We start from the raw sequence: 25,054 nt of genomic DNA, 5'->3' as shown, positions 1-25,054 counted from the left end.
CGTCGCACGCCATCTCGACCATGGCATTGACGATCGCCTGCTCGAGCAGAAGACGTTTGGTCTTGCGGTGTCAGTCGCGTTCGGCTTCGGTGAACAGCGGGCCTGCCAGATAGATGACGCGCATGATCAACCTTCGACGATCCCGTGTGTTCGTCATCGAACCCCGCGTCGGGATTACCCCGCGCGTACCCTCGCCAACCCCGCCCAGCGCGTCGTCGAGATCCCGGAGCCACGCTCCGAGCGACGCCGCCAGCCGGACCCGCGCAGTTGACCCGCGAACCGCAGGGTCTCGCGCCCGTACTTGCGATTGACCGCATCCAGCACCGCCATACGGCGCCGTGCGCGCTCCTCCTCCCCGACCTCGGCGAACAGATCCGCCGGCGCCTGCCCGGCCGGGACCACATCCGGCAGCAGCACCCCGGCCTTGCGGTAGGCATCCCCGGCGCGGAACAGACGCTCGACCCCGCGCGTTGCGGCCCGTACCAGCGCCGTGCTGTCCTGGGTCGGCACCGGGAAACCCAGGGTCACGGCGTTGGCGTAGAACGCCCGGCCCGTCTCGAAGGGGTTGGTCTGCACGAACACCGTCAGCGCCGGGGCGGCGAGCCCCTGCGACCGCAGCTTCTCCCCGGCACGGCTCGCAAACGCCGTCACCGCCGCCCGCAGCTCGGCCGGCGCGGTCACCGCGGCACCGAAGCTGCGCGAGACCATAACCTGCCGGCGGGGCGGCGCCACCTCCTCCAGCGCCAGACAGGCTTGCCCACGCAGCTCCCGGGCGATGCGCTCGACCACCACCCCGAAGGACGCGCGCAACCGCTGCGGGTGCGCCTCGCGCAACGCCCGCGCATCGGCGATGCCGAGCGCGCGCAGACGTGCCCCCGAGCGACCCGCGATGCCCCAAAGGTCTTCGACCGGAACTGAGGTCAGCACGGCGTCCCGATCCGGCAGCTCAGACCAATCGAGCACCGGCCCGGCCGGTCCCTGGCCCTTTTTGGCCAGCCGATTGGCAAGCTTGGCGAGCGTCTTGGTCGGGGCGATGCCGACCGCCACCGGGATGCCGGTCCAGCGCCGCACGGTGCGGGCGATCTCCAGACCCAGGGCGGTGGGATCCCGGACCCCGGCCAAGTCCAGAAAGCACTCGTCGATCGAGTAGATCTCGATGCGCGGCGCGAACCCCGCCAGCACCTGCATCACCCGCCGCGACAGATCCCCGTAGAGCGCGTAGTTCGAGGAGAAGACCGCGGCATCGGCCCGGCGCAACACCTCGGCGTACTTGAAGTAGGGCGCCCCCATCGGGATGCCGAGTGCCTTCGCCTCGTTGCTGCGCGCCACCACACAGCCGTCGTTGTTGGAGAGCACCACCACCGGATGTCCCTCCAGGCTTGGCCGGAAGAGCCGCTCGCAGGAGGCGTAGAAGTTGTTGCAGTCGACCAGGGCGAACATGGCGGGCACCTCACGGGCCATCCACGGCGGCGAGGGCCTCCACTGCCTGCCACTCGCGGTTCAGCGCCTGGTCGAGCGCCGTCGGCACGCGTCCGGCGAAGGTCGCGACCAGTTCCTTGTAGTACCAGCGCGTACCCTCAAGCCCTGCGCTGAAACGCGACCAGACCATCGCGCCGCATTCAACGCGGTCCAGGTGAATCGCTTGCAGATTGGCGAGGCGCTCAAGCAGTACATCCAGGCCCAGTCCTGGCAGCTTGAAGGAATCAAACATGCGCAAGCCTCGCTCGATCGCGGAGAAGGCATCCCGTTCGACGCGGTGATGGAGGAAATGGACGCGCTGATCGAGCAGACGGCGCGCACGCGTGACGCATGACGATCGTCTTCTCGCCACAGGCGCGCGACGATCTTCGGGAGATCTTTCTCGACATTGCCAGCGACAACCCGGACGCGGCGCGCGCTCTGCTGAAACGTCTTCGCCGCCGCATCACGGACCTCGAGGACAGCCCGCACATCGGCAGGCCCGGCCGCGTTCCCGGCACGCGCGAGCTGGCCATCCCCGGAACCGCCTACATCGCTCACTACCAGGTCAGCGGCGATCAGCTGCAAATCCTGCGTGTCTATCACGGTGCCCGGCAGTGGCCGGATCACTTCGAGGAGTGACCCCGAAAGCACCGCCGCGTCATAGGCATCGCCGCCGGCGGCGCGTCTGCCGCTGACCCCGCGCGACTGGCGACGACGGTGGCCTCGATCTGTCCCGTCGGCGCGCCGTCGAGACCCGGCGCCGAGGCGAGTGCATTCTGGTCGATGCGCTCCGGGGGCGAGGGCGATCCTGCCCAACGCGCGCATGACTTTGAACCGGCGCCTTCCCGGCTGCGCGGTCGCACCGGGCATCGGACGTTCGCGTCCCACTGCCGTATTCCCGAACCGAGGCACTCCCGTCGCCCATGAGCCGGATCGCCGTACCTCGCCGCGTCCGACTGAGCTGCCGCATTTTGCACGCACCCGGGGATGCCCTGCGTGATCCGGCGGCGCCGCCGATGGCCGCCCTTACCGAGTCGTCCTGCCTGCTCGTGGAGGTCGCCGGCACGTACCCCCGGGGCGAGCGGGCTACGCCCGGCATCCGCGGCAAGCGGCTCGGCGAGGTGATCGCGCTTGCTGGCGCTACCCTGCGGCGCTGAGCCCCACGAAACGAAGAAAATCATGATGATCGGCCGGGAAAGGCCAGCGGTCGTGCGCGTTACGCCTGCAGTGCCGTTGCGACTCGCTCCAAAATAGCATGCGCCTCGGCGGCGACCTGGTCGGCAACCTCGTCCTGAACCAAGGCGAGCACGGGAACCGGATCCATGAAATCCACGGCGGTACGCGAGGGCGACACCTGCCGGACCACAACGTTGCAGGGCAGCAGCGCCCCCGCCGAGGGCCGAGACCCAATCACGCGGCTGGCCAAACCCGGCGCACAAGCGCCCAGGATGCGATAGCCGCCGATGTCTTCGTTCAGCTTGTTTCTCAGGATCGCGGCGACATCGACGTCGCTGACGATCCCGAGACGCTCCGCCGCCAGGGCGGCCACGACGCGCTCTACCGCCGCGTCGAAAGGGTGGTCGATCTCCACGCCAAAGGCATAAGTCATCGGGTTGCTCCAAAGGATTGAGGGTTTTTCGGCACCGCTTGTGAAGGACGGGCGCGCACGACAGCGGCAGCAAACCCCGTGCGCGCCCTCGATACCGAGGTGGCGGCGCGGCGGGCAGAGACAACCGCCGTCGCACGTTTTCAGCGCCCCACGTACGCCGCCAGCAACGCCTGCGCCTCGTAGATGTTGACCGCCTTGCTGAAAGTCTTCTGGATCGGCGTCGACATCCGCGAGGTCCAGAGCTTGAGCTCGGCCTCAAGGTCGAAGTGGCCGGCCGACTCCACCGCGAAGCGCACCATGCTTGTGTAGGGGACCGACAGATATTCGACTTTCTTGCCGTTGACTCCCTGCTTGTCGATCAGGATCAGCCTGCGGTTGGTGAAGAGAATGGCATCGCGCACCAACCGGTAGGCGTACTCGATCTGTTCACAGTTGCCCGGGATCTTCACGTCATCGCTGTTCGCCTTCTCGGCATCGACCTTCGATGCGTTGCCGAGCGGTCCGTTCATCAAGCCCATTTCGTTTTCCTTACCCGTATCCGGACCGGGTGCCCGGTTCATGCTCCATCCGGGCGAGGCCATTGATCTGGTTAAGGATGGTCTGGCTCTCCTGGACATCGATCTGACCCTCGGCCAGGCCACCAGCCACACCGCTGCCGACCAGCTCGTCGAGCAAACGCTTCGCGTCGATCATGTCGGAGCCCTCGCCACCAGTGCCGATCCGCTCATGCGCACATCTGCCCAGGCTCGCTCTCGATCATGATCGAGTCCTCGTTTCGAGCCGAAAGGTGCCAAGTTCGGCCGTCGTCATCGTGCGGCATCGCTCGACGCGTCGCTCGCTGCCCCATGCATGCCGGTGCCGAGGAGCAACGTGCGCCAGCGTCCGTAGGCGAGCGCCATCTCCGCACCGGCATCCGCCGGGGGCAAGGCGCCAACCCCGCTTCCCGGGCCAGGACAATAGACCCGTTCGATGATGCGACGGTTGCGCCACGGCGTCTCCAGGACCGCCATCATGGCCATGTCGCTCGTGCGGCGTCCGCCAGTCGCTCCGGAGAGGCCATGGTCCGCGCCACGATCAAGTGGGGATGCGCGCACGGCCCCTGGGCACTGCCAAGCCCGCGCCGACGGGCATGCGCCCCTTGTAACGACGATGGATGGCGTCCTGAACACGCGCTTACAGATCCAGGCCGAAGAATTCGAATCCGTTGGCCCGCCTCTCGCCCGCCAAGGACGACAACCTGACGAGCGAGCGGCTCGGGCTACCGGAGGAAATCAACGAGCGGATCTCGCAGGAGATCGCGCGGCTGATTGAAATCACCTTCCGCTGACCCGGTGTTCGGTAAAGATCATCGCGCCAACGATGGCACGTTATCCGACGACTTGACTCAGCCTCGTTTCATCGGTATATTAGCATTAACTTATTTTATGGAAGAGCAAAGATTCATGAAATCCTCACTCTTGATCCTGATCGCGACCCTCATCACGTCTCCCGCCGTGCTGTCGGACACCAACCCGCTCGCACTCGACCTCGATCGCAGTGTCGCGCATGACCGGACCTTCGCAACACAGGCCGGCCAGGATTGGTACGAGCAACAGCGTCGGATCACCGCGGAGCTCGAGGCAGAGCACCTGCTCGCGAAGCTGCATGAAGGCGTTGTGACACACAATGGGGACTTCGGCAGCAACGAGCTTGCGCAGATTGCCAATGCCCTTGTTGATCCGCGGGTGATCGATCTGCTCGAGTCCAGTGCCTACTACGAGGCCGTTTTCCAGGGACGTGTTCCGATCCTCAACTGATCGAATCAGCCTCTCGCCAAAGAGACCATGCGGCCCTCGGCCGCATGGTTTTTTTGTGCCTTGTCGGACCCGTTGCCCTGTCTTGTCCACGGCGGCGAGGAGAGCTACGTGCGCAGCGGCGTGCGCGTCGTCGGTTGGCGATCCCTGGACGATGCACTCTTCGGCCGTTGAAGTGTCTCGACGGTCGGAACATTCGGACGCTCCAACCCTGCCCGCCAATCCTCGACGAACGTCTCGATCGACGCGATAAAGTTTGGATCGTGCTCGGTCCGGTTGATGGCACGATGCATGAGCACGCCGTCGGGTTCCGCCGTCACCGTCCAAGCCAGCGCGTTCGGGCAGCCGGGCAGAGTGAAGCACACGGCGTCGCGGATCTGCTCGCGCCGCACCTCGAGTTTCCGGAAATCGCGAGGTTCGAAGGCAAACGAGAGATGCCAACTTCCGGCGCGGCGGGTCGGACCGGACGCCGTCCCGCGGTATCCCCGCACCAAGAGGTCTGCTATTCTTTACCCGGCTCTCGATCCCCTTCGCTGCTCGTTCGCACCGCGGGACGAGCGCGCGGCGGCATGCGGCGGCCGGCCCCGGGATCCCCGTCGGACGCGGACCCGAACGGCGGCCAGTCGGCTTGCCGCATGCGCTCCCGACGGCTCAACCGGGGTCTGGAATTGCCGGCTTTGGATTCCTCGGGCCGTGAGGCTCTCAACCCGACAAGAAGGCAAGAACCATGTTGAACAAGCTCCTCGCGAGTCTGCATTCCCCTTCCGCAGAGAATCTGTCCCGGGCCTTCGCCAAGCTGGGCAAAGCGGGCTTCTGGCTCCAGCTGGTGCTGGGCTCTGTTCCCGTGGTGCTGATGTTCTACTCCTTCGTGTTCGCCGCCTCGCCCAGCGGGCCACGGGCGGGTCTGCCGATCGTCGAGCACCTCACCGTCGCGACGCTCCTGGTGCTGATCTTCACCACCTTTTGGTTTTGGCGCTACACGAAGGTCGCCCAACAGATCGCGGACCCGGCGACCCGTCCGCCGGAGTCGAAGGTCGTCCGCATGGTGTGGACCGGACTGGTCGCCACCAGCATCGGCGTCTTCCTGTCTCTCGTGGTGATGATCATCGAGACCTCCCATTTGCTGTTCTACTTTCTCTCCGTGCCCCAGGGCGGCGTGCCGGTGTTCCAGACCACGGTTCAGGCGAGCTGGGTCTCCGCGGTGGACATGCTGAGCCTGCTGGCCCTCGCCCTGGTCCTGGCGGCGGAGGTCATCGCCTTGGTCTTCGGCCTGTGGCTGCTGCTGCGCACCACGCAGACCTACGACCAGATGAAGACCCAGGGCTGAGAAGACGCCCAACGTGCCCGAGCCGGCCACGTCCGCCGAGGGGTCGGCGGGCCGGCCAGGGTTGCCCTTCACCCTCATGCCAGCGCCCGGCGATTCCCCCAGGTGGCCGTGGACGCGGTGGACACCCTGTACGAGGGCGCGGACCGGGCGGACGCGTCCACGGAGTTCCGAGGCCGATACTCTGATCGTCGAGTTGGCCCGCCTGACCGGCGAGTCCAAGACACGGGTGGTGATCGTCGCGCCCGGTGGCAGCCTGCTGATCGACCGCGCCGACGAAGGCGCGGCACCCCTCCGCGTTTTGCTCGAAGGCGAAACTGGCTGATGAACCACGAGGTTGCCGGGAGGTTCCGAGCCTCGATCATGACGTGAGGGATGTCTTCTCCCGCAGCGGAACACGAACCGACCCGGAGCGCCGGTACGTGTGCGGGGCGAGGTCAGTCTTCCGCGCGCTCGTAGGCGTCGGCGAGCTGCTTTTGGATGTTGGCGGGCACCGTGTCGTAGTGACTGAGCTCGATGCTGTAGGTGCCTTCACCGCCCGTGAGGGCTTTCAGGCGTGCATCGTATCCGTTGAGCTCCGCCAGCGGGACCTCGCCTTCGATGACGATCCGACCGCGGCTCTTGCTGTCGCTGCCGTTGATGCGGCCACGGCGGCTGGAGAGGTCGCCCGCGAGATCGCCCATCGCGGTGCCTTGGGCAGTGATGCGGATCTTCACGATCGGCTCGAGCAGGACCGGGCGGGCCTTCTCGATCGCCTCGATGAACGCCTTGCGCCCTGCGGTCGAGAAGGCGATGTCTTTGGAGTCGACGGGGTGGAATTTACCGTCGTAGACCGTGACGCGTACATCGTGCATCGGAAATCCGGCGATCGCGCCTTCCTCGAGCACCTGCCGCACGCCTTTTTCGATCGAGGGGATGAAGTTGTTCGGAATCACGCCGCCGACGACGGCATCGACGAACTCGAAGCCGGCGCCGCGCTCCATGGGCTCGACGCGAAGATAGACCTCGCCGAACTGTCCGGCGCCGCCGGTTTGTTTTTTGTGGCGATGATGTCCCTCGGCGGGGGCCGTGATGGTTTCGCGGTAGGGGATGCTGGGCGGATGGCTTTCGACCTCGACGTGATACTGCTCCGAGAGCCGGCGCAAGAGCACGCGCAGATGCAGCTCGCCGAGTCCGCGCATGACCGTCTCGTTCGCGGCGGCGTTGTGCTCGACGTGGAAGCAGGGGTCTTCGGATTCGAGCTTGTGCAGGGCATCGGTCAGCTTCTGCTCGTCGCCGCGCTTGGTCGGGTGGATCGCGAGGCCGAACAGCGGAACCGGGCACTCCAGGCTCGAGAGGTGGAAATTGTCCTCCTCGTGCGAGTCGTGCAGGACGGCGTCGAAATGGATGTCGTCGATGCGGGAGACCGCCAGGATATCGCCGGGAACGCCTTCGGGGACCTCGATCTGCTCGGCGCCGTGGAGGCGATACAGATGGTTGACCTTGAACGGCTTGCGCGCGTCACCGATGTAGAGCTGGCTTTGCGCCGTGATGCGTCCCTGGTGGATGCGAAAGATCCCGAGCTTGCCGCGGAAGGGATCGTTGATGATCTTGAAGACATGCGCGATGGCGTGCTTGGCGGGATCGGGATCGATGTTCACCGGACTCATGGCGGCGCCTTCGCCCTTGAGGAAGGGCGGGGGATTGCCTTCCGAAGGATTCGGCATGAGGCGCGTGATGATCTCGATCAGCTCATTGACGCCGGCTCCGGTCGCCGCCGACACGTAACAGATCGGGATCAGATGTGCCTCGCGCAGCGCTACCTCGAAGGGATCGTGCAGCTGCTCGGGCTTGAGCTCCTGGCCTTGCTCGAGATAGACCTCCATCAGGGCTTCGTCGACCTCCACCACTTGGTCGATGATCCGGCTATGGGCGTCGGCGACGGATGAGAAGTCGGCACCTTCGCCGCTCGGCTGGAAGAAGCAGTCGATCACCCGCTTGCCGCCCTCGGCGGGCAGGTTGATCGGGAGGCATTCGGCGCCGAAGGTTTCGCGGATCTGATCCGTCAATTGAGCCAGATCGACCTCGGGTGCATCGATCTGATTGACGATGATCATGCGGCAGAGGTTGCGGTTGTCGGCCGCCTTCATCATCCGCAGGGTCATTGGCTCGATCCCGGACTGTGCATTGATGACGATTGCGGCGGTCTCGACGGCCGGCAGGACCGAGATGGAGCGCCCCAGGAAATCCGGATAGCCGGGGGTGTCGATCAGGTTGACATGCTTGTCGTGTGCGCTGAAGCTGGTAACGGATGCGTCGAGAGAATGAAGCAGCTCCTTTTCCATCGGATCGAAGTCGCAGACCGTGGTTCCCTTGGTCACGCTGCCGGAGGTCGAGATTACTCCGGTCGCGGCGAGCAGTGCTTCAACCAGCGTGGTCTTGCCCGACCCGGCGTGACCGACCAGGGCAAGGTTGCGGACGTCCTCGGCATTGTAATCAGACATCGGTGATCCTGTAGTGGCGTTTGGGTGAGGTGCGGGTGCGTCGTCGTGCGGCTTCCCGTCGAGATTTGTTTACGGGCTGAAATTATACCGTAACTCGGGTGTTGCCCTGATTGGGGATCGATCGGAATTCGGATCTTCGCCTGTCGCGGATCAAGTCGCAGCGGCGGCGTACGGTGGGTGTGACGAAGGGCGAGAGCGGATCGGTGCCCGTGCCCGATTCGCAGGCAAAAAAAGGCGGCCAATCGGCCGCCGAAGGACGCACAGCTATTGAGAGAAAAGTGATTTCGAGGTGATAGTGTCCGCTTGCCCGGACGAATCGGTCCCCCGGCTCAAGTCTTTGTACTCGCGTTATCCAAAAAAAGTCCGGGAGCGTGCATTTGATCGGTATGCCCGAGCGCCATCCGCTCGGTAAAACTCCGTGACCCTAAGCGCTGTCGAAACGGGGCGCCGGGGCGTTTATGCCCCATAGATTAGCACATCTCTGGAGACGTAAAGATGTCAATGGTTCTGAAATCGGACGCTTTTGTCGACGGAGCGCACATCCCCGTGCGCTTCACCTGCGAAGGTGAGGACATCTCGCCACCTCTGTCGTGGGCGAGTCTTCCCGAAGGTACCGCCAGCTTGGTCTTGATCGTCGATGATCCGGATGCCCCGGATCCCGCTGCTCCGCGGATGGTCTGGGATCATTGGATCCTCTATAACCTGCCGCCCGAGGCCATGCTTGCCGAGGGAATGACATCCGATCGTCTACCTGCCGGGACAGGGGAAGGGATCAACAGTTGGGGGCGGGTCGGCTATGGTGGGCCTTGCCCGCCGATTGGCTGTCACCGCTATTTCCATTGTCTTTACGCGCTCGATGTCCGCCTGCCGAGCGAATTGGGGACCCCGACTAAGGACGAGCTCCTGCTGGCCATGGACGACCATATTCTCGGTCGCACCGAGCTGGTCGGCATCTACGAGAAGCGTTAAACGTTAAACCGCGTCTTGGAGGGATATGCGAGGGTTTCAGGCGGGCGAGGCGTAACAGCAACAGACGAGCGACGCAGCGGACGCGGTTTAAATGATTAATTTTTTATCATTTCTAAACCGCGTCTGCTGCGAGCTCTTTGGGTCGATACGACGTCGAGGTCACGCGCGACCGGCGCTTGTCGCGCCGGACGCGGTTTAGGTTTAGGGCCTGATACGATTGATGGTGACGGCGACTTGGGTATTTCCGGCGCTGTCGATCGGCCCGCTTTCGCCTTCGAGGTCGCCGGGCTGGGGTGTCGCTTGGCCGCTTTTGGCCACGCGTGCACCGATCATGACCTGCGGGAAGGCGGAGAGGCTCATGTCGGGCATCATGGCCATGCTGTCGTCGAGGGTGACCCGGGTCGGCAGGTCCTTGACCTGAACGCGCTGGACGGCGAGCGGCATCGGCGGCCCGGCGACGGCGCGAGCGAAGACGAACACGATGTCCTCCGGGGACGCACCTGCCGAGATGGCTTGATCCAGGCTGACGTCGGCAGTGACCGATGCGCCGATGGCAGGCTCGGGCGCGGCGGCGGGTTCGGTAGGCGTTGCGGCGGTGGGCAGAGAGGGTGCGGTTGCGGTTTCGGAGGGCGCGCCCGCGCGCGTCCGCGCCTCGGTGATCATCTCGCGCATGTCCGCGGCGTCCTCCGAGGCGGGGTCCATCTCGTCGAGGATGCGCTGCCAAGCCGTTGCCGCGGCGGTGTATTGCCCACGCTGATAGTAGAGCATCCCGGCAAGCCAGCGGGCGCTCATGTTGTCCGGCTCGGCTTGCAGGACCCGCTCGATCAGCGTGGCCGGCTCCCCTTCCAGGCTGTTGTTGCTGTTGGCGGCCATGGCTTCCGCGTAGGCGAGCATCACATCCGGACGCTCCGGCGCCAAGGCGTAGGCCTTCGAGACGGCGTCGAGTGCCTGCCCCGGACGGCGCATGGTGAAATAGGTCCGGCCGATCATCAACCATCCGTCGATGTTGTTCGGATCCTCGGCCAGCCTCTCCTCCAGACGCTGGACGAGAACATCAAGCGGCGGGAGCTCCTCTCCATCGGGTCCGATCAGGGTTTGTTGTGTCTCGCCGCTCAGGGCGACGCCTTCGATGCGGTCGATGATCTCGCGGTGGCCGATCTCGTCGTAGATCAGCACGGCCGATGTCGGAACCGCCAACGCCAGCACGAGCGCCATCCAGCGCCCGCCGGACGTGCCTCGACGCTGGGATGCCGCGAGCTCGCCCGGGATGTCGCGCAGCAGATCGCGTTCCAGATCGCGTCGAGCCGCGGCGTACTGGTCTTGTTCCAGAAAGCCACCGGCCAGGTCGGCATCAAGCTCCTGCAGACGCTGCTTGAACACCGTGAGATTCAGCTCGTCCTGCTCGGGTGCTTCGGTTGCTTGCTCGGGCTGCAGCAGCGGCAGGGCAACAAAAAGCAACGCCAAGCCCATGAGCCCGGCGGTCAAAATCCAGAAGATGATCATTTGATGTTTTCTTGTTTATCGCCGCCGGCGGCGAGCAGTCGTTGAAGACGGGCGCGTTCGGCCTCGCTGAGATCCTCCTCGGGCTCGGCCTTTTTGCGCCCGAGCGTGCGGAATAGCAGGTAGCCGCCCACGCCGAGGAAGATGAAGGGGCCGAACCAGAGGATATAGGTCGACGGCTTCATCGGAGGCTCGTAAAGCACGAAGTCGCCGTAGCGGTCAACGAGGAAGGTCACGATCTCCTCATCGCTTTGGCCTTCGAGCATCATGCGATAGACCTCTTCGCGCAGGTCTTGCGCGACGCCCGCCTGCGAGCCGGCGAGCGACTCGTTTTGGCAGACCAGGCAGCGCAGCTTGGCGATCAGGTCGCGAAACGCCTCGTGCTGACCAGGTTGCTCGAACTTGAACTCTTCGAGCGTGTAGGCGGATGGATTGCCGAACACTAGCGTGCCGGCGAGTAGAGCGAGGCCTAAAGACAACTTGCGGACGCGATGCATCATGATGACTGAGGTCTGTACTGCTCGACGATCGGGCGGATGGTGGTTTCCCAGACGTTGCGGTCGACCGGCCCGATGTGCTTATAACGGATGATGCCTTCGCCGTCGACCACAAAGGTCTCGGGGGCGCCGTACACGCCCCAGTGCAGACCGTAGCGGTTGTCGGGATCGTAGGCACTGACGATATAGGGATTGCCGTAGCGCCTGAGCATCTCGAGCGCCTCGGGTCGGGTGTCTTTCCAGTTGAAGCCGACGACCTGGACATCGTTGTTGCGTGCGATCTGCATCAGCTCGCCATGCTCCTGACGGCAAGACGGACACCAGGAGGCCCAGACATTGACCAACGAGACCTTTCCCATGAGGATCTCGTTGGTGACCGTTCGGCCCGGATCCTCCAGCGACTCGAGCTCGAACACGGGCGCGGGCTTGTTCACGAGCGGCGATGGGACCTTGCGCGGATCCAGTTGCAGACCGTAAAACAAGAGCGCCATCAAGGCTATGAAGATGGCGAGCGGAATAAGCGCACGTCTCTTCGCCTGTGCAGTCTGAGCGGTGGTCGCCGTCATGAGCGTGCGGCCAGTGCCCCGGCCGGGACGTCCGCGGTCCGCCGCGCCGTACGATAACGCCGATCTGCCATCGCCAACAGGCCGCCGAGCGCCATGAAAATCGTGCCGAGCCAGATCCAGCGCACGAAGGGTTTGTAGTAGACCCGCAGCGCCCAGTCTCCGTCCGTTCCCACCGGCTCGCCGAGTGAGACGTAGAGGTCACGTAGGAATCCGGCGTTGATGGCCGCCTCGGTCATCGGCATGCCGCCCGAGAAATAGGAGCGCTTCTCCGGATGGAGCACGACGATCTGTCGTTCGTCCTTGAAGACAATGAACTCGCCCTGCTGGGCCATATAATTCGGCCCGGGAACGGCCTGTACGCCGTTGAACTGGAAGCGGTAGCCCGAGTCCTCATGCACGTCGCCCGGCGACATCCGCACGTCGGTCTCGGAGCCGTGAATCGAGACCATGGTGACGCCGACGATGAACACCGCGATCCCGACATGCGCGGTCCACATGCCATAGTAGCTGAGGTTGCGGGCGCTGAAGTCGGCCGACAGCCCCCGGAAACCGCCCTTGTTCTTCAGACGCTCGGCGAGGGCGATCAGGTGCGTGCCGACCAGCCAGGCGCTCATACTCAGACCGAAGGCCATGGCCAGACCGCCGTCCTCGAAGATCGGCTGCAGGGCCACGATGAAGACGGCGATACCGAGTGCAAGGGCGATCCAAAGCGAGCGCACCAGACGCATCGGCTCGTCGTGCTTCCAGCGCGTCAAGGGTCCGATGCCCATGGCCACGACCAGGAAGGGTGAGAGCGACACGAACATCTTATTGAACCATGGGAAGCCGACCGAGATCTTACCCCAGCCGGCGGCCTCGTAGATCAGCGGGGCAAGGGTGCCGAACAAGACCAGGACCGTCAGTGTGGCGAAGAGCAGATTGTTCACCAGCAGAAAGCTCTCGCGCGAAACGACGTCGAACCGACCGCCTCCGGCGATGGCCGGTGCGCGCCAGGCATAGAGCGCAAGCGACCCGCCGATCACGATGCAGAGGAAGACGAGGATGAAGGTTCCGCGCGCCGGATCGGTCGCGAAGGCATGCACCGAGGTCAAGACACCCGAGCGCACCAAGAAGGTCCCGAGCAGCGACAGAGAGAAGGCCGAGATGGCCAGCAGCACGGTCCAGCTCTTGAAGGCAGCGCGCTTCTCGGTGACGGCGAGCGAATGGATCAGCGCCGTGCCGACCAGCCAGGGCATGAAGGATGCGTTCTCGACCGGATCCCAGAACCACCAGCCGCCCCAGCCCAGCTCGTAGTAGGCCCACCAAGAGCCCAAGGCGATGCCGATGGTGAGAAAGACCCAAGCCGCTGTGGTCCAGGGTCGTGACCAGCGCGCCCAGGCCGAGTCGAGCTTGCCGCCGATGAGTGCGGCGATCGCAAAGGCGAAGGCAACCGAGAAGCCGACATAGCCCATGTAGAGCATCGGCGGATGGATCGCCAAACCGAAGTCCTGCAGCAACGGGTTCAGGTCGCGGCCCTCGAGCGGTGCCGGGAAGAGCCGATCGAAGGGATTGGATGTCAGCAGCATGAACAGCAGGAAGCCGATCGCCACCATGCCGAGGACCGAAATGACGCGTGCTACCATCGCCAACGGCAGATTCTTACTGAAGGCCGCGACTGCTGCACCCCATCCGGCCGCCATCAAGGCCCACAGCAGCAATGATCCTTCATGACCTCCCCAGATCGCCGAAACCTTGTAGAGGAGCGGCATCAGGGTGTTGGAGTGACCCGCGACATATTCGACCGAGAAGTCGTCGGTCAAAAAGGCATGCAGGAGCGCGACGAAGGCGATCGCGACGAAGGTCAACTGGCCGCGGGCAAGCGGTCGAGCCATCTCCATCCAACGGCGGTTGCCGACGAAGCTGCCGAGCAGCGGGACGGATGACTGGGCGACCGTAATGACGAGGGCGAGAACAAGGGCGAAGTGACCGATCTCGGGGACCATCAGTTGGAAGCTCCGCGGGTAACCGTCGACTCGACGATGCCTTCTGCATGGGCGGTTTTGAGTGTGTCGGCGACCTCGGGCGGCATGTATTCCTCGTCGTGCTTGGCGAGCACCTCTTCGGCGTAGAAGACGCCGTCCGCACCGAGTCGACCCTTGGTCACTACACCTTGGCCCTCACTGAAGAGGTCGGGGAGGATCCCGGTATAGGCGACCGTCACCGTCTCGGCGTTGTCGGTTACGTCGAAGTTGACCGTCAGGCCGTCTTCCTGGCGTGCCACCGTTCCCGGTGTCACCAAGCCCCCGAGTCGGAACACGTGGTCGGCCGGGGCCTCGCTGGCCATGACCTGAGACGGACTGAAAAAATATGAGATGTTGCTGTTGAGGGCACTCAAGGCCAAGGCCGAGGCCGCGCCGACACCGGCGATGGCGAGGCCGACGAACACCAAACGTTTCTGTCTTGCTTTCATTGATTCACTCCAGAGTCGCGCATCCGGATCAATCGACCTAGACGGGCCAAAATGGTTCGCCGTTGAGCGCGCAATTGAAGAATTTCCGCCACGAGCAGCACCAGCACCATGCCGTAGGCGCCCCACACGAAGAAGGCGTAACCGCCTTGAGAGAAGAATTCGCTCATGCTGGACCGCCCTTGACGAGAAGATCCCGGACCCAGGTGTTGTCGGCCTCGCGGGTCAGGATGATGCTGCGTAGCCGCATCAGGACGGTCGCGAAGGAGTACATCCAGAACGCGAAGGTCACCGCCAGCATCGAAAAAAGGATATTGCCCTCGATCTGCGTCAGGTTGGACCGCTGATGGAGCGCGGCACATTGGTTCGGGTCCGGGCAGTTCACGGACCAAAAGATGAGCGGAACCATGACCAGTCCGACGATCGCCAGCAGGGCGGCAGCCCGGTCGGCGCGGCGGGTGTCGTCGATCGCCGAGTGCAGCGCGATGTAGCCGATATACATGAAGAAGAGAATCAGCTCCGTCGTGAGTCGAGGATCCCAGTCCCAGTAGGTGCCCCAACTGGGACGCCCCCAAAAGGCCCCGGTCCAAAGCGCCAGGAAGGTGAAGATGGCCCCGGTCGGTGCGATCGCGTTGGCCATCATGAACGAGAGCCGCGTGTTGAACACTAGCCCGATCGCCGCCCAGCACACCATCACGACATAGAGCCACATTGACATCCAAGCGGACGGGACGTGGATAAAGATGATGCGGTAATACTCCTTCTGCGCGTTGCTCCCGCCGAGTTGATCGGGCGTCTGGAAAAATCCCCAGTAGAGGCCGACCAAGAGACAGGCGCCGGTCAGGATCCAAAACACCGGGATCAGTCGTCCTGCAAGCGGGTAGAAGGAGGCCGGAGCGGCAAATCTAAACCAGTTCGAAGCCATTGGTGAAGGGGTCATCCCTCGGTTTATTCGATTGAAATCTTAAGCGCAGCCGACGATGCCAGCGGCGCGAACGTCAGTGCAGCGACCAAAAACGCCCCGAGAAGGGTGAGGTAGGGACGCGTGTCCGCCATATCGATGCCGCTTGCCGTCACCGCCCCGGCCCCGTAGACCAGTACAGGGATGTAGAGCGGCAGGATCAGCAAGGATAAGAGGATCCCACCGCCGCGCAGCCCCAGGGTCAGTGCTGCGCCGATCGCTCCGATCAGACTCAGCACGGGTGTCCCGAGCAAGAGGGCGACCATCATGATCAGGATCGCGTCGTCGGAGAGATGGTACTGCATGCCGACCAGCGGGGCGATGAGGACCAGCGGCAACCCGGTCAGCAACCAGTGTGCCGTGATCTTGGCCAACACCAGCAACGACAAGGGTTGCGCCGTCAAGACCATCTGCTCGAGCGTGCCGTCCTCGTAGTCCGCCGCAAACAAACGCTCGAGCGCCAACATCGAGGCGAGCAGGGCCGCCACCCAGACCACCCCGGGGCCGAGGATCTGCAGGATCTGCCGTTCGGTGCCCACGCCCAGCGGAAACAGGCTCACCACGATGATGAAGAAAAAGAGTGTGGTCAAGACGTCGGTGCGTCGCCGCAGGGCCAGCGTCAGATCACGCAGTAGAACGCACCAGAAGACACGCAGCACGGTCCGTCAGCTCCCGAGTTGAAGGCATTCGACCTGACCGGAGGTCAGACCGACCTCCTGGTGAGTCGTCAGTACGACGATGCCCGCGTGAGCCACATGCTCGGCGATGAGGATCTCCAGCAGATCCACGGCGCCGACATCCAAGGCGGTGAAGGGCTCGTCGAGGACCCAGAGCGGCGCATTGCTCAGAATCAGCCGCGCCAAGGCCACGCGCTTTTTCTGGCCCTGCGACAGCATGCGCGTGGGCAGATCCTCGAAACCGACTAGGCCGATTCGCGCCAAAGCCGCCCAGATCGCGGAATCGTCGACGCGGTCTCCGTCCAAGGTCGCGGCGACACGGAGATTCTCGATACCCGTCAGGTCGGCCTTGATGCCGTTCAAATGGCCGAAGTACAGCAGGTCGCGCCGATAGTCCTCGCCGAGACGACGTGTCGACTCGCCGTTCCAGCGGATCTCGCCCGAGTCCGGCGTGAACAGCCCGCACAAGGAGCGCAGGAGCGTCGTCTTGCCGCTGCCGTTCGCGCCCCGCACGTGCAGGAGGGTGCCCCCCGCGACGGCGAAGTCCAGTCCGGAGAACAGCATGCGGTCGCCGCGCCGGCATTCGAGCTGTGTCACCTCTAATAACATCGAAACGAAGGGGTTCCCTGTATGAATCCGAACGCGACGGGCGCTCGATCGCAATGCGGATCTGGTTGAGTCCGCTTCTTGTCTGTCTCCGGCCGAGGCCGGCGAGCAACCATATACGCTGGGTACGGATTCCACAACCGCGCCGAGACCGACTTCCGGCAGGATCGCCTCGCGCGGGCGGATGTTCGGCCGGGCCGTCTGCGGATTCCGCGCGCCGGTGCTAAACCGCGCCCAGTGCGGTATGCGATGTTTTTGGATGGGATCGGCCTCGGCGGATTTCAGAACCGCCGGAGCCGGCGCGGTTTAAAGTATTAAAAAATATAAAATTTTAAACCGCGTTCCCCGCTAAGGGTCGTGGATTCACCAAACTTCGAGCTCACTCGAAAGTTAGCATCTCGCTCTGGACGCGGTTTAGAGTCGATGTGATTCGACCAGATGCCTGATCGCGTCCGCGACGGCCTCCGGGCTCCCTTCCGGGTTTTCATCCGGTCCCTCGGCGTGGATTGCCCGGGGCGTCTCGCCGCCGTGTCGACGGTAAAGCCTGAGCATCTCCTCGGCGACCCGCTCCCAATGGGCGCGACCTTGATCCGCGAGTCGCGCGAACGCGTCTATCGCGTCGGTCTCCTGCCAGGTCGCATAGGCGTCGCGCAGCGCCGGAAAAAGATGCAGACGCATGCCGGTGAGGGTGCCGATATAGAAGTGCAGCGAGGCCGGCTCGCGCGCCTTGGCCAGTGTCGGCAGGGTCACGAGACAATCGGCAAGATGGTCGCGCACCGCACGGGCCATGAGCTCGGCAGGTGTGTTGACGAGCGCCGCCAGCATGGGATTCCACTCCTCTCCAAGCCGCTGTCCTGCCTCGTACTCGCCTTGCTCGTGCAGCAGCAGCGCCTTGATCTCGCGCTCGGTCATGGCGTCGAGCGACGCCTCGAGTGCGCCCTCGAAGTCGTAGCAGGCGAAGGCGCGTCCGAGCGCGTTGTCGGGACGGTGCCAGCGCCAGCCTTCGAGCTTCTCCCATAAGTAGCGCCGCAGGGACTCGCGCCGCACGACGATGGTGCGACCCAGGGTCATGGCTGGCGGTGCGGTCAGGTCCCGAGCATACTCGTCGGCGACCACGATGACCGAATAACCTTCGCTCGAGCGGAGTTGCTCGAGCGCGCCGAGAACGAAGTGCGGTTTGGCACGGTTGCCGAGCCCGCCGCTGTAGACCAAACCGAGCGGGGCGAGTCGGCTGTTGATGGCCTCCGCGTCGAAGGGGTCGTAGCGCTGGCCGTCGATCTCGATGGGCCGCATCTCTGCCTCTTCGAGCTCTTCCCAGAGTTGCTCGCGCGCTTGAAGCCACTCGCCGACTTGCCCGCGCTCCAAGGACACACCATAAGGGAGGTGCTTTTCCCAGCGGAAGTATTCCCGCATCTTCATGAGGTAGATGCAGAGCGAGTCATCGGCGCCGTGGCGCGCGTCCGAGATGTGACAGTTGTACTGCACGGCCTCGGCCAGCGCGCTGATTGCAGGATTCGGCATCTCTACACCTCGAGCCGGAAGGGGATTTTCTGAGTAGAATACTAGGACATCAAGCTATCAGCTTCGCGCCGCCTTTCCAAATCTCGGGGCGGCGTCGGTCCAAACAAGTCGCGAAACAGGAGTCGGACGTGGCATTACGTATCAAGAGTCATTGGTGGAACGATGATCAGGAGCGCTCGCTCCCGGAGATCGCGAGTGCGTTGGCCTTTATCGCCTGGCGGATCGCCGTGGACAAGGCGATCAATCTGCACTGCGAGCGTTTCGTCTACGAGAGCGATCGTCAACGCCTGGACGTGATCGAGGAGTACCTGGTCTTCCTGATCCAGATCGCGGATCGCATGTCGCACGGCATGTTGGAGGACGAGGACCGCCGCACCCTGATCACCGCCTTCGCGAAGAAGGTCTTCGAGCATGTGCAGGACAACACGCAGGACCTGCTGGGTCCGGGCGACTACGGCGGACCCTTCATCGCCCGGCTCAACGCACGCTCGGGCGAGTATGCCGATTACCAATTCGCCGACGATGGTCCGAGCTACGCCTTCCTGCGCCATCTCGGATTCGAGATCCAGTCCCTGATGGGTCCGAGCGAGGAGAACCGCTGGGTCATCGATCAGGTCATGGACAAGGACGGATGGGATGCCTACAAGCGTTTCTCCAAGGCCTTCCGCGATCTGTTCGAGTGAGTCCGATGTCTCCGCAAGGGATGGAGCCCCTGACGCCGTGAGTCTCGAGCGAAACCGTTGCGGAACGTTTCGTTGTCGTTGTCGTCATCGGATTCCGGACGACAACGACAACGACAACGACAACGAGTAGAGCCTTCGGCCACTTTTCCTGGTTCGGCCTCTGCCGGTAGATCCTTTTCCGGAAATCACCTCACCACTAACCACTAACCACTAACCACTAACCACTCTATCCCGACCTACCCCGACCGACGCGGAGCCGGATCTCGCGCTGGCGCGGTGCCGCGGCGTTCCAATTGGGTGACCAGTATGCCGCAGAGGATGAGACCGAGCGCGTAGAGATGATTCGGCTCGGGCTCCTCGCCGAGGAAGAGCATCCCGACGCCGACCGCCCAGAGCGGGATCAGGTAGTTCAGCTGAGAGACGAACGAGGGACCGGCCGATTTCACCAGTCTGAAATAGACGATGGTCGCGATCGCGGTCGCAAAGACGCCGAGCAGCGCGACCGCGATCAGGTGCGGTGTCTCCGGGACGACCTGTAATCCGCCACCCCCGACGACATCCCCGGTCATGAAGAGGATCGGCACCATCATCAGCGACGCCAGCGAGATGGTGGAGGCTGCGCTGAAGAGCGCATCGCTCGCCGGCCGAAGACGCGCCAGGATCGAGGAGACGGCGTAGCTGATGGCCCCGCCCAGCACCGCCAGCATCGGCAGCAGGTGCCCTTGCCCGTTGGCGAGATCCGAGAAGGCGTCCGGGCCGACGAGCACGACGACACCGGCAAACCCCAAGACAAAACCAGCCGCGCGATAGCGTGTCAGATGCTCGCCGGGCACCAGGAAGTGGGCGAGTCCCAGTGTCGCCAACGGCATCACGGCCATCAGGATCCCGGCCAGACCGCTGTCGATAAAGGTCTGGCCCCAAGAGATCAAGGAAAAGGGCAGGACGTTGCCGAATACGGCGATCAGGACGTAGAAGATCCAGAGCCGCGCGCCGCCGACCGGCCGGGTCGCGAGCATCCAGGCTGCGGGGACAAGCAGCGTTGCGGCCACGACCAAACGTCCCGCCACGACCAGATCGGGCGGTAGGCCACCGACCGCAATCTTGGTCAGGAGAAAAGAGGTACCCCACATCAGGGTCAGCGACAGCAGCATGACCCAGTCCGCGAGGCGATGCCGCCGGGTCAGTTGCACGGGAGGGACTGCGATCGGTCGGTTTGGGTCGGCACGGCTGGCGTCCGAGTGTCTGTCTCAAACATATCCACGATCTCGATGCCAATCGAACGGCCGCTTGCCACCGATTAGTTGACGCTGGCCCACTGGTTCCAGCTCGCGATTCCTCTCACGGAGACACGGAGGGCACGACAGAAAGATCTCGAATCCTCCGTGCTCTCCGTGTCTCCGTGAGAGATCTTGGAAACTGATCGACGGTAAAGACCGGCCGGGTGTCGGTTGAAATGCCGCGGGCGTCGAGCGCACAATCCGCGGCCGATCGCACACGAGTCCGATCTCGAACCGGAGCGTCGGCCACACCGATGCCCGAAGTCCCCCATATCGCATCGCCGATCCCCGACTCAAGCTTGCGGGTGAATATCGGCGAGGACTTCCCGGACCGTGGAGTCCTGCCGCTCGACTTCCCGTCGATGCGTGCGGCCTGCGAGCCGCCCGATCGGGATGCTCGCCCGCCGCTTGGGGTTTGACCTTGCCCGCATCGGGTCCGGACAATAGTCCGTCACACTCAAGAGCCGACTCAGCCGCCATGACCTTCGCCGTCGAACGTACCCTGCCACCGTTGCCCACGATCCGCGAGGTGAAGGCCGGGAGCTTCATCTTCGAGCGGCCATTGGCGCTTCCGCCCGTCTTCTGCGACGCCGTGATCGAGCGTTTCGAGGCCCAGCCCGAATACCAGTATGCCGGGCGGGTCGGGCAGCTTCGCACCGAGGATCCGGGCGTGAAGCGCACCACGGATCTGGTCGTGAGCAACAAGCCGGATTGGAAGGATGTCGACCAGATGTTTTTCGGCTCGCTCGCTGCCGCGATCAAGGAATTTCGCGAGACCTACCCCTATTTCAAAGGGCCCTTCAAGGACGAAGGTTACCAGGTCCAGCGCTACAGACCCGGCGAGTATTATCACTGGCACGTCGACGGCGGCAGTCATGAGCTGAGTCAACGCCAGTTGGTGGCGCTGTGGTATCTGAACGACGTACCGGGGCCGGGCGGGGAGACCGAGTTCCTCTATCAAGATGTCTCCGTCCGTCCCGAGCGCGGCAAGCTCGTCCTCTTTCCGCCCTTCTGGACCCACGAGCACCGGGCGGCAGTCATCCGGACCGGCGTGAAATACATCGCCACCACCTGGGTGGTCTTCGCCTGATGAGCAATCTGGCCCCAACCCTCCTGGCCATCGTCGAGCTCGGCGGCTACCCCAACTTGACCACGCTTTACCGCAACCTGGGATTCGAGGTCGAGGTGGTCGCCTCGCAGCGCAAGGCGCAGGCGGCCCTCAAGCGCTATATTCCGGACGTGATCGTCGCCGAATACAACTTCCAGTCCGACTTTCGCGATCGCACCAGCAACCTCGAGACGCTGATGGCACGCTTGCAGCGACATCCCGAGGTCAAGGTGATTTGCTTCTACCAAAGTGAATACCGACACAAGCTCGACGCCATGACCGCGCGCTTTCCGGTTTTCGAGGCGATCGCCTTTCCGATCGCGCCGGCGCGGGTCGAGGCGGCCTTGCGTCGGGCCGTCACGCCGAGCGATTGAGAAACGCAAAGGCGCAAAGTTCGCAACGAAAGACGTTGGAATGCGCTCGCTCGCCGATTCACCGGACGGGCGAGCAGATGACGGGTTCGGCGATCAGAAATCGCGCAGGACCGCGCTGCACGCTTGCGGCATACGTGGCTCGGGCTTCGCCGCGCTGCCGCCGCCCTTCGAGGGCTTGAGTGCCTCGTCGCTCAGCCACCAGGCTAGGTCCGCCCCGCAGCCGTCGTCGCCGGTCAGCGCGGCTTGTGACTCGCAATCCGGGCTTCGGGCCGGGCAGCGCAACCGCACATGAAAATGCGCATCGTGCTTCCACCAGGGGCGGATCTTGCGGAGCCAATCCCGATCGGCGCCGCCGCTGTTTTGACACAGAGCCTGTTTGATCGCCGCGTTGACGAAGATCCTATCGACATCCGGATGGCGTGCGGCCGTCTCGATCAGACTGCTCTGGGCCGGCCCCCAAGCCGCGCTGACCGAGCGCCCGCCGGCTTGCACCATACTCTGTGGATCGGAGCGATCGTCCATCATACGCCGGGCCGCGGCAGGGGAGTCCGCCAGCGTGAACCAGATATCCACATCCAACCCGTTCTGATGGCTGCGATGGGAGGATGGCATGCGCCCGCCGCGCGGCTGACTCAGATCGCCGATCATGATAAGACGCTCGCCGCGCGCCTGCTGGGCGCGCCCCATGTCTTCGACGAAACGCAGAAGATCAGGGTGACCGTAGTAGCGATTGCGATGACGACGGATGCTCACGTAACCGGGTCCGGTCTCCAGCAGCGGATCGGCACCGCCGATGCAGCCATTGGATACGCCGCCGATCACCTCCGGCGGCCCGCTGCTCGGCGCTGCGACCGCGGCCCAAGGCGTTGCTTGGCTATTCTGCGCCGCAACAAGGAGCAGCGTGCCGACGATGCAGAGGGCGAGTGCGGGTCCGAGCTCGCGGACCTGAGTGATCCGGGTCATGGCTTCTCCTGAACGACTTCCAGCTAAAGAGACTGCGGCGCATGATACGCGGATAGCTCCTAAACCGCGCTCAGCGCGGTATGCGATGTTTCTGGATGGGATCAGCCCGGCAGAACCGTCGTCAAGAAGGCTAAGGCGATTTCCGCAAACTTCCATACCCGTAGGTTGTGCTGACGATAGGAAGCACAACTTGCGCCGACGGTTGGTTGTGCCTCGCACGGCTCGGCACAACCTACTCCCTTGGTATGAAGGTTTCCGGAGTTCGCCTAACTGCTACTTCGGCGGCGGTGTGACCAGCCGCACCATCCGCTTTCCCGACGGCAGCAAGAAGACACTCGGCATCATGCAGCCGTGCGAGGCACCACCGTCGGCGGATGTTGTGCTTCCTGACGTCAGCACAACCTACGGGTTTGACCGGCCTGCTCTTGCGTAATCGAGGCCATTTGGTCAAAAGGACCAGACGAGGGGCACGACCAGGACCGTCACCAATCCCACGACCAAGGTTAAGGGGACCCCGATCCGCACGAAGTCCCCGAAGCGGTAGCCGCCGACGTTGAACACCATCAGGTTGGTCTGATACCCGATGGGGGTGGCGAAGCTGGCGGATGCCGCGACCATCAGGGTCAGGATAAAGGGCTCGGGCGACACCCCCATGGCTTGAGCCGCCTGCACGGCGATCGGGAACACCAGCACCGCGGCCACGTTGTTGGTCGCAAGCGAGGTGAGGAGGGCGGTCGCGGTAAAAACCAAGGCGAGCGTGACCCAGGGGTCTCCGTTTGCCAGCCCGATCAGACCGCCGGCCACCAGCGAGGCCGCGCCCGTCTTCTCCAAGGCGGCGCCGATGCCGAAGGAGGTCGCGATCACCACCAGCACCTGCCAGTCCGGCGAGCGCCGCGCGGTGCGGCTGTCGGTGCAACGCGTGAGGATCATGAGCCCAGCGGCCAGCAGTGCGGCCTCGAGCATGCCGAGCCAACCCGCGGTCACGACGGCGACCATCGCGACCACAATGGCGATGGCGACCGGCGCGTGCTTGTGCTTGAGCGGATGCGAATCCCCGATCTGGCTCACCAGCAGGAAGTCGCGCGAGTTCTTCTGCTGCTCCACGAAGTCCGGCCGTGTCTCGAGCAGGAGGGTGTCGCCCGGCGCCAGCACGATATCGCCGATCTTGCGGTCGACCCGCTCGCCGTTGCGCGCCAGCGCGATGATCACGGCGTCGTAGCGATTGCGAAACCGCCCGGCGCGCACGCTCTTGCCGACCAAGGGCGATTTATCCGACAGCACCGCCTCGACGAAACAGCGTCCCGGACGCGGTACGTCGAGCTTGAAGACCTGATTGGTCGCCGGGATCAGGCCGCGCGTGCGTTGCAGGTCCATCACCGAATCCAGGATTCCGGCAAAGACGAGCCTGTCGTTGGCCTGCAGCACCTCCTGCGAGGACACCGCCGCCATCACCTGCTCGCCGCGCTCGATCTCGATGAGAAATAATCCGGGAAGCTGGCGTAATCCCGCGTCCTCAATACTCTTGCCGATCAGCGGACTCCCCGGCTCGACCAACATCTCGGAGGTGTACTGGCGGACATCCTCGTAGCTGGCGGCCGCGGAGGTCCGTTTCGGGAGCAGCCAGTGTCCCGCCGTGAGCATGAAGACAAGGGTCGCGATCGTGATGGGCAGGCCGACCCAGATCGGCTCGAAGAGTCCCAGCCCCTCGCCGCCGAGGCGCTCCGTATAGAGCCCGTTGACCACTAGGTTGGTGCTGGTCCCGATCAGGGTGCAGGTGCCGCCGACGATGCTGGCGTAGGAGAGCGGAATGAGCAGGCGCGAGAGCTCCAGGCGGTGTCGCTTGGCCCAGTCCTGCACCGCCGGGATAAAGATGGCCACGACCGGCGTATTGTTCAGGAATGCGCTCAGACCCGCGACGGGCAACATCAGGCGCAGCCGCGCATCGGTCGGTCCGCGCGGACGTCCGAGCAGCCCCGGGCCGATCCAACCGACGGCGCCCGTCTGGGTGAGGCCCGTGACGACCACGTAGAGCACGCCGACGGTGAGCATGCCCGGATTGGAGAAACCGCTCAGTGCCTCCGTCGGGGTCAGGATGCCGAACAGGAGCAGCAGGGTGAGTGCCCCGGCGGTGACGACATCCGGTGCGGCGCGGCTGAAGGCGAAAAGCCCGAAGCAGAGCACCACGATGCCCAGGCTGAACCAGCCCTCCCAGCCGAGTTGCATCAAGGCGCTCATG

At 64.0% G+C, this 25,054-nt stretch carries 34 protein-coding genes; 13 read left to right on the top strand and 21 right to left on the bottom strand.

Annotated elements, in window-relative coordinates:
• Nucleotides 1–174: 174 nt before the first annotated feature.
• The gene (locus AADX97_RS19465; RefSeq protein WP_374235288.1) at nucleotides 175–1,440 is read right to left on the bottom strand and encodes a Y-family DNA polymerase; all 1,266 of its coding nucleotides are present in this window, start codon (nucleotides 1,438–1,440) and stop codon (nucleotides 175–177) included.
• Nucleotides 1,441–1,450: 10 nt separating this feature from the next.
• Complete coding sequence (locus tag AADX97_RS19460) at nucleotides 1,451–1,609, bottom strand: hypothetical protein (protein ID WP_374235289.1); 159 nt, start codon at nucleotides 1,607–1,609, stop codon at nucleotides 1,451–1,453.
• 33 nt (nucleotides 1,610–1,642) lie between these two features.
• Here AADX97_RS19460 and AADX97_RS19455 point away from each other — a divergent pair, with 33 nt between their 5' ends.
• From AADX97_RS19455 to AADX97_RS19445, 3 genes are all read left to right on the top strand, one after another.
• The gene (locus AADX97_RS19455; protein WP_374235290.1) at nucleotides 1,643–1,813 is read left to right on the top strand and encodes a hypothetical protein; all 171 of its coding nucleotides are present in this window, start codon (nucleotides 1,643–1,645) and stop codon (nucleotides 1,811–1,813) included.
• Nucleotides 1,810–2,100 (top strand): type II toxin-antitoxin system RelE/ParE family toxin, encoded by a 291-nt coding sequence (locus tag AADX97_RS19450; protein WP_374235291.1) that lies wholly within the window; start codon nucleotides 1,810–1,812, stop codon nucleotides 2,098–2,100. The genes AADX97_RS19455 and AADX97_RS19450 overlap by 4 nt, the downstream gene beginning before the upstream one ends.
• 377 nt (nucleotides 2,101–2,477) lie before the next feature.
• Nucleotides 2,478–2,618, top strand: coding sequence for a hypothetical protein (locus AADX97_RS19445; protein ID WP_374238728.1), 141 nt, complete (start codon nucleotides 2,478–2,480; stop codon nucleotides 2,616–2,618).
• 59 nt (nucleotides 2,619–2,677) lie between these two features.
• On the opposite strand, the gene AADX97_RS19440 is transcribed toward AADX97_RS19445, so the two are convergent.
• The 4 genes from AADX97_RS19440 to AADX97_RS19425 all read right to left on the bottom strand — a co-directional run bounded on the left by AADX97_RS19440 (nucleotide 2,678) and on the right by AADX97_RS19425 (nucleotide 4,083).
• On the bottom strand, nucleotides 2,678–3,070 hold the full coding sequence (locus AADX97_RS19440) for a DUF302 domain-containing protein (RefSeq protein WP_374235293.1): 393 nt from the start codon (nucleotides 3,068–3,070) through the stop codon (nucleotides 2,678–2,680).
• 140 nt (nucleotides 3,071–3,210) lie between these two features.
• Nucleotides 3,211–3,579: a PH domain-containing protein gene (locus AADX97_RS19435; RefSeq protein ID WP_374235294.1), complete on the bottom strand. Its 369-nt coding sequence runs from the start codon at nucleotides 3,577–3,579 to the stop codon at nucleotides 3,211–3,213.
• 19 nt (nucleotides 3,580–3,598) lie between these two features.
• On the bottom strand, nucleotides 3,599–3,763 hold the full coding sequence (locus AADX97_RS19430; protein WP_374235295.1) for a hypothetical protein: 165 nt from the start codon (nucleotides 3,761–3,763) through the stop codon (nucleotides 3,599–3,601).
• Between the two features lie 113 nt (nucleotides 3,764–3,876).
• Nucleotides 3,877–4,083 carry a hypothetical protein gene (locus AADX97_RS19425; protein WP_374235296.1) on the bottom strand — a complete coding sequence of 69 codons (207 nt, stop codon included), beginning with the start codon at nucleotides 4,081–4,083 and terminating at the stop codon, nucleotides 3,877–3,879.
• Nucleotides 4,084–4,274: 191 nt separating this feature from the next.
• Between AADX97_RS19425 and AADX97_RS19420 the strand changes: the two genes are divergently transcribed.
• Both AADX97_RS19420 and AADX97_RS19415 read left to right on the top strand, forming a co-directional pair.
• Nucleotides 4,275–4,397 (top strand): hypothetical protein, encoded by a 123-nt coding sequence (locus AADX97_RS19420; protein ID WP_374235297.1) that lies wholly within the window; start codon nucleotides 4,275–4,277, stop codon nucleotides 4,395–4,397.
• A gap of 115 nt (nucleotides 4,398–4,512) precedes the next feature.
• Entirely contained in the window at nucleotides 4,513–4,866 is a 354-nt protein-coding gene (locus tag AADX97_RS19415; protein WP_374235298.1) for a hypothetical protein, read from the top strand.
• A gap of 104 nt (nucleotides 4,867–4,970) precedes the next feature.
• Here AADX97_RS19415 and AADX97_RS19410 read toward each other — a convergent pair whose 3' ends face one another.
• Nucleotides 4,971–5,255, bottom strand: a complete 285-nt coding sequence (locus AADX97_RS19410) for a hypothetical protein (RefSeq protein ID WP_374235299.1) — start codon at nucleotides 5,253–5,255, stop codon at nucleotides 4,971–4,973.
• A 335-nt stretch (nucleotides 5,256–5,590) separates the two neighbouring features.
• Here AADX97_RS19410 and AADX97_RS19405 point away from each other — a divergent pair, with 335 nt between their 5' ends.
• Both AADX97_RS19405 and AADX97_RS19400 read left to right on the top strand, forming a co-directional pair.
• Nucleotides 5,591–6,190 (top strand): DUF3611 family protein, encoded by a 600-nt coding sequence (locus tag AADX97_RS19405; RefSeq protein WP_374235300.1) that lies wholly within the window; start codon nucleotides 5,591–5,593, stop codon nucleotides 6,188–6,190.
• A gap of 193 nt (nucleotides 6,191–6,383) precedes the next feature.
• Nucleotides 6,384–6,512: a hypothetical protein gene (locus AADX97_RS19400; RefSeq protein WP_374235301.1), complete on the top strand. Its 129-nt coding sequence runs from the start codon at nucleotides 6,384–6,386 to the stop codon at nucleotides 6,510–6,512.
• Nucleotides 6,513–6,624: 112 nt separating this feature from the next.
• Here the strand turns inward: AADX97_RS19400 and fusA are convergent, their stop codons facing one another.
• A complete protein-coding gene (gene fusA, locus AADX97_RS19395) occupies nucleotides 6,625–8,670 on the bottom strand; it encodes an elongation factor G (RefSeq protein WP_374235302.1) in 2,046 nt (681 codons plus the stop codon).
• Nucleotides 8,671–9,165: 495 nt separating this feature from the next.
• On the opposite strand from fusA, the gene AADX97_RS19390 reads away from it, so the two are divergent.
• Complete coding sequence (locus tag AADX97_RS19390; protein ID WP_374235303.1) at nucleotides 9,166–9,639, top strand: YbhB/YbcL family Raf kinase inhibitor-like protein; 474 nt, start codon at nucleotides 9,166–9,168, stop codon at nucleotides 9,637–9,639.
• Between the two features lie 201 nt (nucleotides 9,640–9,840).
• Here AADX97_RS19390 and ccmI read toward each other — a convergent pair whose 3' ends face one another.
• The 10 genes from ccmI to AADX97_RS19340 all read right to left on the bottom strand — a co-directional run bounded on the left by ccmI (nucleotide 9,841) and on the right by AADX97_RS19340 (nucleotide 18,413).
• Nucleotides 9,841–11,142 carry a c-type cytochrome biogenesis protein CcmI gene (gene ccmI / locus AADX97_RS19385; RefSeq protein ID WP_374235304.1) on the bottom strand — a complete coding sequence of 434 codons (1,302 nt, stop codon included), beginning with the start codon at nucleotides 11,140–11,142 and terminating at the stop codon, nucleotides 9,841–9,843.
• A complete protein-coding gene (locus AADX97_RS19380) occupies nucleotides 11,139–11,639 on the bottom strand; it encodes a cytochrome c-type biogenesis protein (protein ID WP_374235305.1) in 501 nt (166 codons plus the stop codon). Before AADX97_RS19380 ends, ccmI begins: the two co-directional genes overlap by 4 nt.
• Complete coding sequence (locus AADX97_RS19375) at nucleotides 11,636–12,202, bottom strand: DsbE family thiol:disulfide interchange protein (RefSeq protein ID WP_374235306.1); 567 nt, start codon at nucleotides 12,200–12,202, stop codon at nucleotides 11,636–11,638. The genes AADX97_RS19380 and AADX97_RS19375 overlap by 4 nt, the downstream gene beginning before the upstream one ends.
• Complete coding sequence (locus AADX97_RS19370; RefSeq protein ID WP_374235307.1) at nucleotides 12,199–14,184, bottom strand: heme lyase CcmF/NrfE family subunit; 1,986 nt, start codon at nucleotides 14,182–14,184, stop codon at nucleotides 12,199–12,201. The genes AADX97_RS19375 and AADX97_RS19370 overlap by 4 nt, the downstream gene beginning before the upstream one ends.
• Nucleotides 14,184–14,651, bottom strand: coding sequence for a cytochrome c maturation protein CcmE (gene ccmE / locus AADX97_RS19365; RefSeq protein ID WP_374235308.1), 468 nt, complete (start codon nucleotides 14,649–14,651; stop codon nucleotides 14,184–14,186). The genes AADX97_RS19370 and ccmE overlap by 1 nt, the downstream gene beginning before the upstream one ends.
• On the bottom strand, nucleotides 14,648–14,818 hold the full coding sequence (ccmD, locus tag AADX97_RS19360; protein WP_093028827.1) for a heme exporter protein CcmD: 171 nt from the start codon (nucleotides 14,816–14,818) through the stop codon (nucleotides 14,648–14,650). The genes ccmE and ccmD overlap by 4 nt, the downstream gene beginning before the upstream one ends.
• Nucleotides 14,815–15,573 carry a cytochrome c biogenesis protein CcsA gene (gene ccsA / locus AADX97_RS19355; RefSeq protein ID WP_374235372.1) on the bottom strand — a complete coding sequence of 253 codons (759 nt, stop codon included), beginning with the start codon at nucleotides 15,571–15,573 and terminating at the stop codon, nucleotides 14,815–14,817. Before ccsA ends, ccmD begins: the two co-directional genes overlap by 4 nt.
• A gap of 23 nt (nucleotides 15,574–15,596) precedes the next feature.
• Nucleotides 15,597–16,268 (bottom strand): heme exporter protein CcmB, encoded by a 672-nt coding sequence (ccmB, locus tag AADX97_RS19350; protein WP_374235309.1) that lies wholly within the window; start codon nucleotides 16,266–16,268, stop codon nucleotides 15,597–15,599.
• 6 nt (nucleotides 16,269–16,274) lie between these two features.
• Nucleotides 16,275–16,895, bottom strand: coding sequence for a cytochrome c biogenesis heme-transporting ATPase CcmA (gene ccmA, locus AADX97_RS19345; protein ID WP_374235310.1), 621 nt, complete (start codon nucleotides 16,893–16,895; stop codon nucleotides 16,275–16,277).
• Between the two features lie 411 nt (nucleotides 16,896–17,306).
• Complete coding sequence (locus tag AADX97_RS19340; protein ID WP_374235311.1) at nucleotides 17,307–18,413, bottom strand: Sfum_1244 family protein; 1,107 nt, start codon at nucleotides 18,411–18,413, stop codon at nucleotides 17,307–17,309.
• Between the two features lie 128 nt (nucleotides 18,414–18,541).
• Between AADX97_RS19340 and AADX97_RS19335 the strand changes: the two genes are divergently transcribed.
• Nucleotides 18,542–19,096, top strand: coding sequence for a hypothetical protein (locus tag AADX97_RS19335; RefSeq protein ID WP_374235312.1), 555 nt, complete (start codon nucleotides 18,542–18,544; stop codon nucleotides 19,094–19,096).
• A 236-nt stretch (nucleotides 19,097–19,332) separates the two neighbouring features.
• Here AADX97_RS19335 and AADX97_RS19330 read toward each other — a convergent pair whose 3' ends face one another.
• A complete protein-coding gene (locus AADX97_RS19330) occupies nucleotides 19,333–20,286 on the bottom strand; it encodes a DMT family transporter (RefSeq protein ID WP_374235313.1) in 954 nt (317 codons plus the stop codon).
• Between the two features lie 341 nt (nucleotides 20,287–20,627).
• Here AADX97_RS19330 and AADX97_RS19325 point away from each other — a divergent pair, with 341 nt between their 5' ends.
• The 3 genes from AADX97_RS19325 to AADX97_RS19315 are packed head-to-tail and all read left to right on the top strand — an operon-like array spanning nucleotide 20,628 to nucleotide 21,855.
• Nucleotides 20,628–20,792 carry a hypothetical protein gene (locus AADX97_RS19325; RefSeq protein WP_374235314.1) on the top strand — a complete coding sequence of 55 codons (165 nt, stop codon included), beginning with the start codon at nucleotides 20,628–20,630 and terminating at the stop codon, nucleotides 20,790–20,792.
• A gap of 59 nt (nucleotides 20,793–20,851) precedes the next feature.
• Complete coding sequence (locus AADX97_RS19320; RefSeq protein WP_374235315.1) at nucleotides 20,852–21,463, top strand: 2OG-Fe(II) oxygenase; 612 nt, start codon at nucleotides 20,852–20,854, stop codon at nucleotides 21,461–21,463.
• Nucleotides 21,463–21,855 carry a hypothetical protein gene (locus tag AADX97_RS19315; protein WP_374235316.1) on the top strand — a complete coding sequence of 131 codons (393 nt, stop codon included), beginning with the start codon at nucleotides 21,463–21,465 and terminating at the stop codon, nucleotides 21,853–21,855. The genes AADX97_RS19320 and AADX97_RS19315 overlap by 1 nt, the downstream gene beginning before the upstream one ends.
• Nucleotides 21,856–21,948: 93 nt before the next feature.
• Here AADX97_RS19315 and mepA read toward each other — a convergent pair whose 3' ends face one another.
• Nucleotides 21,949–22,818, bottom strand: coding sequence for a penicillin-insensitive murein endopeptidase (gene mepA / locus AADX97_RS19310; RefSeq protein WP_374235317.1), 870 nt, complete (start codon nucleotides 22,816–22,818; stop codon nucleotides 21,949–21,951).
• Here mepA and AADX97_RS19305 point away from each other — a divergent pair.
• A complete protein-coding gene (locus AADX97_RS19305; protein WP_374238607.1) occupies nucleotides 22,817–23,251 on the top strand; it encodes a pyrimidine/purine nucleoside phosphorylase in 435 nt (144 codons plus the stop codon). The two genes, mepA and AADX97_RS19305, sit on opposite strands and share 2 nt — an antisense overlap.
• Nucleotides 23,252–23,265: 14 nt before the next feature.
• Here the strand turns inward: AADX97_RS19305 and AADX97_RS19300 are convergent, their stop codons facing one another.
• Entirely contained in the window at nucleotides 23,266–25,053 is a 1,788-nt protein-coding gene (locus AADX97_RS19300) for an SLC13 family permease (protein ID WP_374235318.1), read from the bottom strand.
• Nucleotide 25,054 lies beyond the last annotated feature (1 nt).

It is taken from the genome of Thiocapsa sp. C2-2m (assembly GCF_041903745.1).
Lineage (GTDB): Bacteria > Pseudomonadota > Gammaproteobacteria > Chromatiales > Chromatiaceae > Thiocapsa > Thiocapsa roseilacustris.
Note: the sequence above shows the minus strand (reverse complement) of the source record. Positions and strands in the feature narration are given on the sequence as shown.

Excerpts from the sequence above, each read along its gene's own strand:
- AADX97_RS19465 (WP_374235288.1), bottom strand. The coding sequence starts at position 1,440 with ATGTTCGCCCTGGTCGACTGCAACAACTTCTACGCCTCCTGCGAGCGG.
- AADX97_RS19460 (WP_374235289.1), bottom strand. The coding sequence starts at position 1,609 with ATGGTCTGGTCGCGTTTCAGCGCAGGGCTTGAGGGTACGCGCTGGTAC.
- AADX97_RS19450 (WP_374235291.1), top strand. The coding sequence starts at position 1,810 with ATGACGATCGTCTTCTCGCCACAGGCGCGCGACGATCTTCGGGAGATC.
- AADX97_RS19445 (WP_374238728.1), top strand. The coding sequence starts at position 2,478 with ATGGCCGCCCTTACCGAGTCGTCCTGCCTGCTCGTGGAGGTCGCCGGC.
- AADX97_RS19440 (WP_374235293.1), bottom strand. The coding sequence starts at position 3,070 with ATGACTTATGCCTTTGGCGTGGAGATCGACCACCCTTTCGACGCGGCG.
- AADX97_RS19435 (WP_374235294.1), bottom strand. The coding sequence starts at position 3,579 with ATGAACGGACCGCTCGGCAACGCATCGAAGGTCGATGCCGAGAAGGCG.
- AADX97_RS19430 (WP_374235295.1), bottom strand. The coding sequence starts at position 3,763 with ATGATCGACGCGAAGCGTTTGCTCGACGAGCTGGTCGGCAGCGGTGTG.
- AADX97_RS19425 (WP_374235296.1), bottom strand. The coding sequence starts at position 4,083 with ATGATGGCGGTCCTGGAGACGCCGTGGCGCAACCGTCGCATCATCGAA.
- AADX97_RS19415 (WP_374235298.1), top strand. The coding sequence starts at position 4,513 with ATGAAATCCTCACTCTTGATCCTGATCGCGACCCTCATCACGTCTCCC.
- AADX97_RS19405 (WP_374235300.1), top strand. The coding sequence starts at position 5,591 with ATGTTGAACAAGCTCCTCGCGAGTCTGCATTCCCCTTCCGCAGAGAAT.
- fusA (WP_374235302.1), bottom strand. The coding sequence starts at position 8,670 with ATGTCTGATTACAATGCCGAGGACGTCCGCAACCTTGCCCTGGTCGGT.
- AADX97_RS19390 (WP_374235303.1), top strand. The coding sequence starts at position 9,166 with ATGTCAATGGTTCTGAAATCGGACGCTTTTGTCGACGGAGCGCACATC.
- ccmI (WP_374235304.1), bottom strand. The coding sequence starts at position 11,142 with ATGATCATCTTCTGGATTTTGACCGCCGGGCTCATGGGCTTGGCGTTG.
- AADX97_RS19380 (WP_374235305.1), bottom strand. The coding sequence starts at position 11,639 with ATGATGCATCGCGTCCGCAAGTTGTCTTTAGGCCTCGCTCTACTCGCC.
- AADX97_RS19375 (WP_374235306.1), bottom strand. The coding sequence starts at position 12,202 with ATGACGGCGACCACCGCTCAGACTGCACAGGCGAAGAGACGTGCGCTT.
- AADX97_RS19370 (WP_374235307.1), bottom strand. The coding sequence starts at position 14,184 with ATGGTCCCCGAGATCGGTCACTTCGCCCTTGTTCTCGCCCTCGTCATT.
- ccmE (WP_374235308.1), bottom strand. The coding sequence starts at position 14,651 with ATGAAAGCAAGACAGAAACGTTTGGTGTTCGTCGGCCTCGCCATCGCC.
- ccmD (WP_093028827.1), bottom strand. The coding sequence starts at position 14,818 with ATGAGCGAATTCTTCTCTCAAGGCGGTTACGCCTTCTTCGTGTGGGGC.
- ccsA (WP_374235372.1), bottom strand. The coding sequence starts at position 15,573 with ATGGCTTCGAACTGGTTTAGATTTGCCGCTCCGGCCTCCTTCTACCCG.
- ccmA (WP_374235310.1), bottom strand. The coding sequence starts at position 16,895 with ATGTTATTAGAGGTGACACAGCTCGAATGCCGGCGCGGCGACCGCATG.
- AADX97_RS19340 (WP_374235311.1), bottom strand. The coding sequence starts at position 18,413 with ATGCCGAATCCTGCAATCAGCGCGCTGGCCGAGGCCGTGCAGTACAAC.
- AADX97_RS19325 (WP_374235314.1), top strand. The coding sequence starts at position 20,628 with ATGCCCGAAGTCCCCCATATCGCATCGCCGATCCCCGACTCAAGCTTG.
- AADX97_RS19320 (WP_374235315.1), top strand. The coding sequence starts at position 20,852 with ATGACCTTCGCCGTCGAACGTACCCTGCCACCGTTGCCCACGATCCGC.
- AADX97_RS19315 (WP_374235316.1), top strand. The coding sequence starts at position 21,463 with ATGAGCAATCTGGCCCCAACCCTCCTGGCCATCGTCGAGCTCGGCGGC.
- AADX97_RS19305 (WP_374238607.1), top strand. The coding sequence starts at position 22,817 with ATGGCTTCTCCTGAACGACTTCCAGCTAAAGAGACTGCGGCGCATGAT.
- mepA (WP_374235317.1), bottom strand. The coding sequence starts at position 22,818 with ATGACCCGGATCACTCAGGTCCGCGAGCTCGGACCCGCACTCGCCCTC.
- AADX97_RS19300 (WP_374235318.1), bottom strand. The coding sequence starts at position 25,053 with ATGAGCGCCTTGATGCAACTCGGCTGGGAGGGCTGGTTCAGCCTGGGC.